A 12,590-nucleotide genomic window follows, 5' to 3' on the forward strand; every position below is an offset into this window, starting at 1 on the left:
TCCACACTGGCCCCACAAGCTTGTGCAGTCAATCGTGTGGAGGAAAGCGCAGTTGTGCGCATAGTCCTGGCTTGGTGTGGAAAACCAGACTGCCACCATGCAAAACAACAATACGCCGCACAATGGACAAACCCAGCCCACTACCTGGCCGGCGGCTGCCGGCGCGGAAGAAACGCTCACCCAGACGGCTCAGCTCTGCAGCAGGCAGGCCTTCACCGCTATCCTGCACTTGCAGGCACACACCGGTCGTATCACGCGTGACACTCACCGTCACGCAGCCACCGGTTGGCGTATGGGCCAGCGCATTGTCGATTAAGTTCCGCAAAGCCAGGCACAGAAGTTCGGCAGAACCATGCACCAGCCCATCGCCACCTTCCAATGCAATATCCACCCCAGCCGCCAACGCCCTGCCGGTGACATCGGTCAGCTCCTCACGCGCCAGAGCGACAAGGTCGCACTCGCCCGTATCAGGCACCGCGTCCAGATGGTCCAACCGCGCCAGAGTCAAAAGCTGCTCGGTCAGCCGTGTTGCCCTTGCTACGCCCTTTTCAGCCTGTCGCAGAGCATGTTGCCTGATTTCGGCATCCGATTCAGCGGCCGCAACTTCAACCTGTGCACGGATAGCGGCCAATGGCGTACGTAACTCATGTGCTGCATCGGCGGTAAACCGGCGCTCGTTCTCCAATGCACCAGTTACCCGGGTCAACAATAGATTGATTTCGCTCACCAACACAGCGGCCTCCAAAGGCGTGGCGTCCACCGCCACAGGCATCAGATCATCAGGCCGGCGGCTGGCGATTTGCTGCGAAAGCTCGGTCAAAGGGGCAAGGCCGCGTCCCACCGCCCACCAAATCAAACCCACCAGCAATAGCAGAGACATCAGCCACGGCAAGACCAATCCAGCAGCCAAGCCCGCCACCAGCGCGTCACGCTCATGCAATGGCCGGGCGACAGCCAACCAACGGCCGCTGACAGGTTCCTGCACCCGAAAGACCCGCCAGTTTTCGTGCTCCAATTCCAATGTCTGCATGCGCGGGGGGTGTGGATTAAAAGGAATCTGCGGCGAGAACTCATTGCGCATCAGCACATTGCCTTCGGCTGACCACAGTTGGGCGACAAACGCGTCGTCGTCGTCAAAATGCTGGAAACCCGGGGCATCGATCGCAATTTGCAACTGGGATAGATCGAGCAGGAAGAATGTGGCGGCCACCTGTTCCAGCTGGTGATCGAACAAGGTATCTACTTCACGTACGCTATGCTGATAGGCCACCAGCGCCAGTATCAACGAGGTCGGCGCCAAAACAGCCAACAACAACACAATCAACCGGTGCCGCAAAGAACGTGTGATCACGCCGTGTTCTCAGGCTTGAGCACGTAGCCCACCCCACGCAGGGTCTTGATCCAATCCGCGCCCAGCTTCTTACGCAGGTGATGGACATGCACCTCAATGGCATTGCTTTCCACCTCCTCACCCCAGCCATACAGCGCGTTCTCTATCTGCTCACGCGACAGCGGCCGACCCGGCTGGGCGATGAGCAACGCCAGCAAGTCAAACTCCCGCACGGATAGCTCCAGTTGCTTACCCGCCATTTCCACACAACGACGGGCTGGGTCCAGCGTCAACCCGGCATGGCGAAACAAGGGCTCGCTACGGCCTGCTGCCCGGCGGGTCAGCGCGCGCAGGCGGGCAGCCAACTCGGCAATCGCCACAGGCTTGATGAGGAAATCATCGGCACCCGCATCCAAGCCTGCAATCCGATCCGCCAACGCATCCCGCGCTGTCAGCATCAGCACAGGCGTCGCATCGCGTCGGCTACGTAATTTCTTCAACAGGGCAAGGCCATCCTGGCGCGGTAGATTCCAATCCAGCACCACGGCGGCAAAATCATTGGCTGCCATTGCAGCATCTGCCGCAATGCCATCTTTCACCCAATCCACGGTAAAACCAGCCTGGGTCAACCCGACCCTAAGCCCGTCACCCAACAGGTTATCGTCTTCAACAAGGAGTATGCGCATAGCGGAAAAGTACGTGGGATTCGGCAGGCAGGCAACCTTGGTGCACGGCTGCGCAGTAAGATCTTAGAACCTGTCTAAAGTCTGCTGCGCGTCGGCAATACGGCGTTGAAAATACCCTCGGAATGCTCATTTACCACGCGTAAACGCCGCTTCCTCGGCTGTTTTCGCCTTATCTTGCCCTAGCTCGCGAGACTTTAGACAGGCTCTTAGCCAGGTTCTCAATCCGGTTAGCGAAGTGGATGCCTTCAAACCGAAACCGAGGTAAGCCCCTCTGCCGGGTTATTGGCTTTGATACGCTGTAGCACAGCAAACACAACCAGACAGACCGCCCAACATAACCATGCCGACCATAGTGTATGAGATAGAAAATGCGCGCCGCGTAGCTGCTGGCCCCAGCCCAGCGCCGTACCGATAACCAAGGCCAGCACCCAAGCAAACCAGGCGCGTCGCGGTTTATTCCCCCGCCAGAACAGGGCGATGGCAAATAAGGCAAATCCAGTACTGGCGTGGCCGGCAGGGAAACACTTGCCACGGGGGGTGCCTGCCGGCAGATGTTCCAACAGGCTGGTGTAGGGTAACTTCCCTCCATATCGCGCCAAATCCCATGGGCAGGGCTTTTCGCTCATCTGTTTAAAGGCCGACACCGTCGCGGGTGCCAGCAACAACGCCACACCGACGACCAGCCAACGGTGTCTATCGATTGGCCAACGTGGCGGGAGCCAACTCAACGCCCAGCGGCCCCAAATACCGACTGCGATGAAAACAACAGCCAGCTTGACCCAATGGTGGCTAAACACTTCCAACCACCAATTACCTGCACCGATAAAACGGCTGCCTTGGTAATACGGGTCTTCCAACAATACATCCAGGGGCGTCAATTCAAAGACCAATAACAACAGCAACGCCACCAACACCATACCAATCCATTCACGGCGGCTCACTACTGCACCCATTCCATCCCTCCCACGATTTCCCCCATGCCCACTCAGCACTGCCGGTAAAGGCCCCTCAAAGCGACCTACCAACGCCTGCCGCTCGAACAATACGCTCCATGATGGTTCGGGAACACGCAATAAACATAGGCCGGGTACAGAGCGGTGACTTATGTCGCAGACTTGGTCTTTACCACCTCGCCGGTTACCGGGTTGAAATAGATTTCCACCTTCTTGCCGGCCTTGTCATGGCCATAGATTTCATAACAATTGCCGGTAGTCTTGAATTTTTTGACCTGATAACCCTTGACCTTGAGCCTTTGTTGCAGCTTGGTATCCGACATCCATTTGGACTTCGGCTCCTTTGTGCACTCAGGTGAAGCCAGCGTACTACCAGCAATGACAAAAGCAATAAGAGAGAAAACGACCTTCATGCTGTGCTCCTGATGGCTGGTGGACAGCTTGCAATTAGATGCGCACAGGCTTAATTCAATCTTAAAAGATGGTGTTGAATTCAACGCTGCCTGGAGAAGCGGGTGCCGAGCGACTATGCTCGCAGCAGGCCCAACAGAGTTTAAGTGGGACAGAAGCTCACCGCTTCGACCGTAAATGAGGAATCAGCATGCCCCTGCCGCCAGACCTGATCGCCGACCTGCATCTATCCGACTTGGCCGCTGAACCGCAATGGCCTTCCGCCTTGGTTGCGGGTGCCGCCCACTATGCCGATGCGCCGGCACGCGACATGCTGTCCCCTATCGATGCCAGCCCCTTGGGCCAATTCACCCCAGCCACCGAGGGTTTGGTCAAGCACGCCATTGAAGCCGCGCATGGCGCTTTCCTGAAATGGCGCAGTGTCCCCGCCCCTCTGCGTGGCGAGTTGATACGGCGTATTGGCAACAAACTGCGCCAGCGTAAGACCGCCATAGCCCAACTGATCTCGCTGGAGGCCGGCAAGGTAACATCCGAAGCGGAAGGCGAAGTACAGGAATGCATCGACATCTGTGACTTTGCCGTCGGCTTGTCACGCCAGTTGCACGGCTTGACCATGGCCAGCGAACGTCCTAATCACCGCATGATGGAGCAATGGCAGCCCCTCGGCGCCGTAGGCGTGATCACCGCTTTCGACTTTCCGCTATCGGTATGGGCATGGAACGCGATGCTCGCATTGGTCTGTGGCGATGCAGTCGTGTGGAAGCCAAGCGAGAAAACCCCCCTGTGCGCGATTGCCGTCCAGCGGTTGGTGGAAGACACCGTAGATGAAATGAGCGACATCGTACCGGCCCATATCTGCCAGTTGATACTGGGCGACCGCGAAGCCGCGGAATGGATGGCGGCAAACCCCTTGCTGCCTCTACTGTCGGCAACAGGCTCCACCCACATGGGGCGCGCCATTGCCCAAATCGTGGCCAGCCGGCTTGGCCGCTCGCTGCTTGAACTGGGCGGCAACAATGCCCTTATCGTCACCCCCAGCGCGAACCTTGATCTGGCGCTCCAAGCCATCATCTTTGCCGCAGCAGGCACCGCCGGCCAGCGCTGCACCACCTTGCGCCGGCTGATTGTCCACGAAAGCCTTATCGAGACGCTAACGAGCCGTATCGCCCAGGCCTTCGACAGCCTACCGGTAGGCGACCCGCGCGAAGACAGCGTGCTGGTAGGCCCACTGATCAACGCCGACAACTATTGGGCCATGCAGCAGGCCCTACAAGCGGTCGAACAGCAAGGCGGTGTCTGCGTTACCGGTGGAAATCGGCTGGAAACCGGCGTTCCCCTTGGCGGCTATTATGTTCGTCCCGCCCTCATCAGCGTCCCAGGCAACCTGCCGATCGTGTGCGAAGAAACTTTCGCGCCGATTCTGTATGTCATGCCCTATGCAGAATTATCCGACGCAATCGACCTGAACAACGAAGTCAGTCAGGGCCTGTGTTCCGCCATCTTCACCGACAGCCTGCGTGAAGCTGAGCTGTTCCTCGGCCCGGCCGGGTCCGATTGCGGTATCGCCAATGTCAACATCGGCACCAGCGGTGCGGAAATCGGTGGGGCGTTTGGTGGCGAAAAGGATACCGGCGGTGGACGGGAGTCGGGTTCGGATGCCTGGAAAAACTATATGCGCCGGGCCACCCACACGATTAACTATGGCGATGCCCTGCCCCTGGCCCAAGGGGTGCGGTTTGATATGCCTGACGGATAGGTTTCCCCGACCACATCCTACCGATTACCTCCACAGCGCAATGGCAATCCAGGCGCTATGTATTCATTCCGGCCCCAATCATTCCAGGCCGTCCCTGCCCGAAAAGCACGAATCCAGATCATCATCGCCGCAGATGCCCTATCTGCGACTACCACTAGCTATACGCTAATTCACGCAGCACGCCACGCGCAAAAGATAATTCGATACCTTGGGCACAAATCGGCCTGACACAGGTCAACTATCTACGCCACGCTCTATCTTCCCCCTTGAAAGATCACCTGTAATGTTGAAACTGAAACAAATGACATGGTTGAGCACGCTGCTGATGGCAACGCTGCACGCCGAAGTCGTCCTGGAAAATACGCAATGGAAAGTATCTGTCGACCCCACCACTCTGGCCATGAAGGTCACAGCCAAAGGTGAGGAAGCACGCCTCATCAATACCGGTGTCGCAGCGCAACCAGTCACCGCGCTTACGCAAAATGACCAACGCGCCAGTTGGAAATGGCCGCAGCACAGTTGGACATTGGAGTTGGAAGGCACCGACCTCAAAGTAATTGCAACCGCACAAAAAGCAGGGAAGCTCACCTGGCTGAAGCAGCCCGATGCCGCATTTGGGGCCGGACTGATCTTTCCTATTGGCGAAGGCATGTATGCCGCGCGTACCAACCGTGAGTGGCGGCAATATCTTCTGAACAACATCAGCGAGCTCGACAGCAGTGAGCAATTGAGCCTGCCCTTGTGGGGGCTGGATCAGGGCAACCACACCCTGAATTGGCTACTGATTAACCCATTCCATAACCAGTTGACTTTCAGCCCTGATGGCAAGGAAGGTATTGCACTTACTGTATCGCACCAGTTTTCGCCATTGGCACTCAAACAACCGATGCAGGCCCTGCTTCACCTGGGCAAGGCCGACCCATTGGCGGGGGCTAAACGTTACCGTGAATGGTTAAAGAAAGAAGATCGGTTCGAACCCATGGCCGATAAACTGGCAACACAGCCGGATCTCCGCAAGTTGATCGGCGCAGGTCATGTCTACCTTTGGGGTGCCGACCTACTCTCCGCAAGCGATGTGACTGACTGGGCTGGTCTCGCTAAGCAGCTACGCAGCAATAGCGCGTTGGCTACGGCCCTGCAATCCCAAATAAGCAAGGAAGCGAAGAACCTATTGGCAGATTGGCCCAAGCAGCCCGATCGCTACCAGAAACGGGTGCTCTTGGAGGAAATGAATCTGGGACTGCTGGCATTGGCACGGCAACGTTGGCAGAAAGATGAGATGAAGGTCGCTGCTATCACCCCAGCCTACAGTGATATACGTGAACAGGTCGCACAGGAGTTTGGCACTTTTCTGGGCAAAGATCCTGCGAGCTGGGGCAGCGGCGTATCGCAACGCACCTTCGCCAGCATCCAAAAGGCGGGGCTATCGCGCCTGTGGATTGGACTTGATACCTGGGAAGGCGGTCTGTGGCACCCGGAAGCCATCAAGACCGCTGTTGACGCAGGTTACCTGATCGGCCCTTACGACTCATACGAAACCGCATTGCCGTTGACCAAAGACCCAAGCTGGAACACCGCCCATCTAGGCGCAGATGTCTACCAGCGCTGCGCGATTATCAAAGCCGATGGTCAACCCAGGGCGGGTTTTCAGAAAAGTGGGCATTACACCAATCCGGAGTGTGTGCGGCCACTGCTTACCGAACGGATTACGGCAATACAGAAAGCAACAAATTTCAATAGCTGGTTTCTTGATGCCTACGCCGCGGGTATGGTATTTGACGACTTTGCCCCTGCGCGCAAACATGATGAGGCTGCGGTAGCTGAAGGTTATGTGGCAAACCAGCGTGTGGTAAGCCAGCAAATGAAGATACCGTTAGGGTCGGAAGGCGGCAACGCCACCACCGCGCGAGGTATTGCATTTGCCCATGGTATGCAGACACCCGTGTTCGGTTGGGGCGATCCTGCCATGTACAAGGACAAGAAGTCACCCTACTTCCTTGGGGGGTACTACCCGCATGAGCAACCCACCATTTTCTTCAAGCCGGTTCCTCTCAAGGCCCCCTACCGCAGCGTACTGTTCGACCCGGCGAATCGCCTGCCGCTCTATCAAGCAGTCTTTCACGATTCAATCATCACGACACACCATTGGGGCAACGACAACCTGAAATTCCCTGAAGTCACTGTCGAGCGTGAGCTGCTGCAACAGCTTTACAATGTGCCGCCGCTCCTGCACCTGAACGTCGACACACTGGCACAACGTCTACCCTATCTTCAACAGCAGGAGCGCTTTTTCCGTCCCTTGCATGAACAACTGGCCACTCAGGCATTGGTTGGTTTTCGGTGGCTGACGCCGGATAAGCGGGTGCAGGAAGTCACTTACGCCGATGGCACACGCCTCATTGCCAATTTCACCACGCGAAAATTCACGGTAGAAAATGACATCGTGGCACCCTCCAGCAGCATCATCGCACTACGGCCGGAGCAAGATGTCCTCCGCTATTCGCCAACGCCCCAGAAACCCAAATAGCATCGCCACCCTGCCTCAGCCTGGCTGATCGCACCGCCCACCCCAATGCCGAAACGTCCGGTCCCAGGGTGGGCGATTTTGCAACAAGCCCAGCTATATTTGCCGCACCGAAATAGTTTGATATATCACCACGCCTAGAATTCGCCCCCTCGCAGTGTTGATTGATACGGATCAATCCAGTCTAGTCAGACACTCATCACACGGTCCGCTGTTAGCCGCGCCCCATCCAAGAGGAGGAGAGTTTTATGCAATTACGTCACATCGCACTCGCCCTGCTGTCGATAACAGCCATCGCCAACCCCGCTTCCGGGGTATACCCAGAAAACCTGGACACGACTGTCCGCATTCAGGACGACCTCTTTCGAGCCGTAAACGGCGGCTGGGAGAAAAGGGCGGATATTCCAGCCGATCGCAGCAGCTGGGGCGCGACGGGTGAGCTACGCAACCAGTCCGAAAGCCATGTGCGTGAGATTGTCGAGCAGGCAGCCCAATCGGCCGATACCGACCCGACAGCCCGGCAAATCGCCACTTTCTACCAAAGCTTCATGGATGAAGCCACTATCGAGGCCCTGGGCCTGAAACCACTCCAGCCCTTGCTCGACCGAGTGGCCGCGGTGGAAACGCGTGGGGATTTGGTACGGGAGATGGGTGCACTACAAGTATTCGGCGTAAATATGCCACTGATGTTGGACACCGAGATAGACGGCCGCGACTCACGCCACTATCTGCTACAGGTTTGGCAGGATGGCCTGGGAATGCCCAGCCGCGACTACTATCTGCAGGACGATGCCGCGATGAAAAAAGCGCGCACAGCCTATCTGGACTATCTGCAAACCCTGTTCGTACTGGCCGGCAGCGAGCCCGCCGATGCCGCGAACAAGGCGCAGGCCGTCATAGGGCTGGAAACCCGCTTGGCCCGCGCGCAGTGGACCAAGGAGGATGAGTACGACCCGATCAAGACCTACAACAAACACAGTCTCGCCACGCTGGCACGTGCAGTGCCGGGCTTTGACTGGTCGGTATTGCTCACCAGCGCTGCGGTGCCGAATGTCGAGGCAGTCAACCTGGGCCAGCCCAGCTATGCCAAGGCAGTCGGCCGTCTGATGGCCAGCGAGCCTGTGGCCGTATGGCGGGACTACCAGACAGCCCGCCTGCTGGACCACTTTGCGCCGGCACTACCCAAAGCCTTTGTCGAGGCGCACTTCCGCTTCCATTCCCAAACCCTGACCGGTGCGACGGAAATGCGCCCACGTTGGAAACGCGGTGTGGCAATGGTCGAACAAAATCTCGGCATGGCTGTCGGCAGACTCTATGTGGCCAAGTACTTTCCACCTGAGACCAAAGCCAAGATCGACACACTGGTGCAGAACCTGCTGGTGGCATTCGAGAAGAGTATTGCCGAGCTCAGCTGGATGAGCCCCACCACCAAAGCTGCCGCCCAGCAAAAATTGTCCAAGTACGCGGTGAAGGTCGGCTATCCGGAAAAGTGGCGTGACTACAGCGGCCTGGAGGTGAAAGCAGGCGACGCGCTGGGTAATCAGCTCCGCGGGGCGGCCTTCCAGCACCATTACCAGATGAGTAAGCTCAATCAACCGGTTGACCGAACCGAATGGGGCATGACCCCGCAAACCGTGAATGCCTATTACAACCCCGGTATGAACGAGATTGTCTTCCCTGCAGCCTATCTGCAACCCCCTTACTTCGACCCTAACGTGGACGATGCCGCCAACTACGGCAATGTGGGCGCGACCATCGGCCATGAAATCAGCCATGGGTTTGATAACAGCGGCGCGCAGTACGATGGCGACGGCAACCTGCGCATGTGGTGGGGCAAGCAGGACAAGGCGGCGTTCGATAAGCTCACTGCACAACTGGTGAAGGATTTCAACGACCTCGAAGCCCTACCGGGTCGTTATGTCAACGGCAAATTGACGCTCGGTGAAAATATCGCCGACCTTTCCGGTCTTCAAGTCGCTTACAAAGCGTATCAACTGTCGCTGAATGGCAAGGAAGCGCCGGTTATCGATGGTTATACCGGTGACCAACGCTTCTTCATCGGCTATGCCTCATCGTGGCGGGAAAAGATGCGCAAGGAGATGCTGCTGCAATTGTTGGTCAGCGATCCGCACGCACCCGACCATTTCCGCGCCAACCAACCGGCGCTCAACACCGATGCCTATCACGCCGCCTTTGGCACCAAGGCAGGCGACAGCATGTTCCGCCCCGCGGGGAAACGTATCCGTATTTGGTAACGCCAGACCAAGCAAATCGCACTCGCATTGAAAAAGCCCTGCCAAAAAGCAGGGCTTTTCCATTGAACAGATTCAAGATGGCTAAAGGTTGCCCACAAAGAGCCGCCGCATCACCAAGCTCTTCAAATCTCGCGCTTCATCCAACCCTAACCGTTCCAGATAACCTGTTGGAGCCTCCTTGTCCGCAAAGAGGCTCTTCAAGGCCATACCCAGCAATTCCAGGGGGCTATCGGCAGCTTGGCGCAGTTTCTGCAACGCATCGATAATGGCCAATTCGTCGGCAGTAAAGTCGGTACCGAAGGGGAAGTCGGGCAGCAAGCCTTTGGCTTGGAATGGCGCTAATTGTGTTGCCAGTCTCTCGGGCAGATTATTACGCTGGCTTTCCGGCAAGACATAATCCGCTTCAAGCTTGCCGTTGAACATCGCTTTGAGCATCAGTTCGTTCTGGAATCGGCTATCGGCAACCGCCAACAGGCGTTTGATCACCTCGGCATCGGGCTGGCCACGCAAATCCGCCACGCCATATTCGGTGACCACAACATCGCGCAAATGGCGCGGAATTGTGGTATGGCCATAGTTCCAGACAATATTGGAATGCAACTCACCCTTGTGTTCACGGGTGGCACGCAGCATTAAAATCGAGCGGGCATCGGGCAATGCATGGCTCATGGCGACAAAGTTGTACTGGCCACCGACACCCGATACCACTTGGCCGGTATCGAGCCCATCTGACACGGCCGCCCCCAGCAAGGTCACAATCATGGCGGTATTCATGAAACGCGCCTTGCCCCGCTGCGCCACTGCCAAACTGCCATTGGGTCCATACAGTTGGTTGATGAAGTCGATGCGATGCATTTCTATCTTGCGTCGCTGCTCATCGGACATATCGCGCAGACGCTGATAAAAATCACGCGGGCCGAGGAAGAACCCTCCATGCAGCACGACACCACCCAGCAGTCGCTCCCCCAACAGGTCTCTGCCGATTGCCGCCAATGCGGCAGGGTCGTTCAGGTCGGCCGTATATTGGCGTCCTTGCCAGCACAATTTGCCCGCTTCATAAGTAACAGTAGGCTTGAGCAAACCAAACGTCTGTAGAAAAGCCAGATCATCCGCACGCAGGGGCGATGCCAAGCGGCCAGCCTGATGCAAAGCTACCAGCGCGCCTGTATCGGGCTGCTCGCCAATCCGGCCCGCATTGACCAAGCTTTGCAGGCTGGCATCGGCATAGACCTCGCGGCGCAGAATGCCTGCTTCCAGCAGCGCCAACAGACCATTGACCAGCATTTCCGAGCAGCCATATAAACCTTGCTCGAATGTCCCCAACTCACGACCGGTCAGGTCGCCATTGCACAATGCCGATAACAGCGCTTTGTACGCCTCACCATACCGATAGCGCACAATCAAAGCCTGGGCAATCGCGTCACCCAAAGCGCCAATACCAATCTGCAAGGTGCCACCATCGGCCACCAAGCTGCTGGCATGCAAGCCGATGGCATAGTCCTGCAAACTGACTTTCATATTCGGTGGCGCGAACAAGTCATGGCTACCGGCAGGATCGGTAATGATCAAGTCGAAAAAGTCGGCAGGTACTTCCGCCTGGCCTGACATATAAGGCATCGATTTGTTCACCACTCCCACCGCGATCAACGGATGTCCATCCCTGACCGCCAAACGCTCGGCGAGTTCGTAGGTGAGATCTGGATTACTGGACAAGGACCAGCGCGGCCCACTCTGCGTTTCGCATTGCGCAACTGCCTGAGCGATCAAATTCACACCATGCAATGCAATATCGCGTGCCGCAAAAGTGTAATTGGTAGAAATATAATTTTGCTGAGCTGCTTGATTACCCAGGTAGTCGCCGGTTTTGAGGAAAAACTCCAACACCTCCACATTGGCCGGCAGACTGCCAGCACGTAGGTCTTTGACGTAGTCCAAATCGGGATAATCCCCGAACACCCGCGCAACAAAGGGTTCAAGAAAGCGCCGTTCGATATCACTACCACTCACCGGTTTTTGCAACGACAGCGCGGTAATGATCTTCAGCTTACGTTTTGGATCCGCTTTAATGCGCTGATACAAGGCATTCAAAAAGGGGTTCGGCTTGCCTATGCCCAACGGTGTGCCGAGCACGATATCACCCGGAATTCGAGCAAGGACAGCATCAACGGCAGCTTCGATTTGGTCAAACACTTGAGGCACAGGGGATATCCTTCTACTGGTCGTAAGCGCCAGTTTACGACCATGTCCCCCTTGTTGGCTGGCAAATTCGCATAGCGTACAAATACATATTCCGCCTCACCTCGATCGCTTGACATCAGTAAACAAAGTCCGCTGTGCCTAGCACGGGTGAGTTGTTGACCCAACGAACAGGCTTGGCGTGGGAGAATCCGTCGGCGTCCACGAAAAACCGCGGTTACCGCTAAACGACGTAATAGTGAGACAGGAATCGACGCAGATTCGGTCGCTTGGATAGCACCGATCAGGTGTAAGCAACTAGCCAAAAAGCGGACGATCAACAGGGCGACGTCAAACGGCGGGTGTTCGGCCAAGGACTAAACCGCTCGCGCGGTAGGGGTCGTGCTCAACCGCAGCGCGCAGCTCTGGCAGGCAAGGGGTTCGTATCGTGCTGGCAATTGCCGATGTTGGAAATGAGGCATTCCCGCCTCGTTCTGACA

At 56.8% G+C, this 12,590-nt stretch carries 8 protein-coding genes; 3 read left to right on the forward strand and 5 right to left on the reverse strand.

From position 1 onward, the window contains the following. Nucleotides 1–28: 28 nt before the first annotated feature. The 4 genes from CSQ89_RS12105 to CSQ89_RS12120 form a co-directional block, all read right to left on the reverse strand. Nucleotides 29–1,351 carry an ATP-binding protein gene (locus tag CSQ89_RS12105; RefSeq protein ID WP_099406413.1) on the reverse strand — a complete coding sequence of 441 codons (1,323 nt, stop codon included), beginning with the start codon at nt 1,349–1,351 and terminating at the stop codon, nt 29–31. After that, nucleotides 1,348–2,016, reverse strand: coding sequence for a response regulator transcription factor (locus CSQ89_RS12110; RefSeq protein WP_099406414.1), 669 nt, complete (start codon nt 2,014–2,016; stop codon nt 1,348–1,350). Before CSQ89_RS12110 ends, CSQ89_RS12105 begins: the two co-directional genes overlap by 4 nt. Nucleotides 2,017–2,261: 245 nt before the next feature. Further along, a complete protein-coding gene (locus tag CSQ89_RS12115) occupies nt 2,262–3,089 on the reverse strand; it encodes a phosphatase PAP2 family protein (protein ID WP_143747070.1) in 828 nt (275 codons plus the stop codon). Between the two features lie 29 nt (nt 3,090–3,118). After that, the gene (locus CSQ89_RS12120) at nt 3,119–3,382 is read right to left on the reverse strand and encodes a PepSY domain-containing protein (RefSeq protein ID WP_099406416.1); all 264 of its coding nucleotides are present in this window, start codon (nt 3,380–3,382) and stop codon (nt 3,119–3,121) included. A gap of 188 nt (nt 3,383–3,570) precedes the next feature. On the opposite strand from CSQ89_RS12120, the gene amaB reads away from it, so the two are divergent. The 3 genes from amaB to CSQ89_RS12135 all read left to right on the forward strand — a co-directional run bounded on the left by amaB (nt 3,571) and on the right by CSQ89_RS12135 (nt 9,915). Further along, nucleotides 3,571–5,136, forward strand: a complete 1,566-nt coding sequence (amaB, locus tag CSQ89_RS12125; RefSeq protein ID WP_233203133.1) for an L-piperidine-6-carboxylate dehydrogenase — start codon at nt 3,571–3,573, stop codon at nt 5,134–5,136. Between the two features lie 283 nt (nt 5,137–5,419). Continuing rightward, complete coding sequence (locus CSQ89_RS12130) at nt 5,420–7,663, forward strand: glycoside hydrolase (protein WP_099406417.1); 2,244 nt, start codon at nt 5,420–5,422, stop codon at nt 7,661–7,663. 245 nt (nt 7,664–7,908) lie between these two features. After that, complete coding sequence (locus tag CSQ89_RS12135) at nt 7,909–9,915, forward strand: M13 family metallopeptidase (RefSeq protein ID WP_099406418.1); 2,007 nt, start codon at nt 7,909–7,911, stop codon at nt 9,913–9,915. Between the two features lie 81 nt (nt 9,916–9,996). On the opposite strand, the gene CSQ89_RS12140 is transcribed toward CSQ89_RS12135, so the two are convergent. Next, on the reverse strand, nt 9,997–12,114 hold the full coding sequence (locus tag CSQ89_RS12140; protein ID WP_099406419.1) for an acetyl-CoA hydrolase/transferase C-terminal domain-containing protein: 2,118 nt from the start codon (nt 12,112–12,114) through the stop codon (nt 9,997–9,999). Between the last annotated feature and the right edge of the window lie 476 nt (nt 12,115–12,590).

Origin of the sequence: Chitinimonas sp. BJB300 (assembly GCF_002735695.1) — a bacterium.
In the GTDB taxonomy this organism is placed as follows: domain Bacteria; phylum Pseudomonadota; class Gammaproteobacteria; order Burkholderiales; family Chitinimonadaceae; genus Chitinimonas.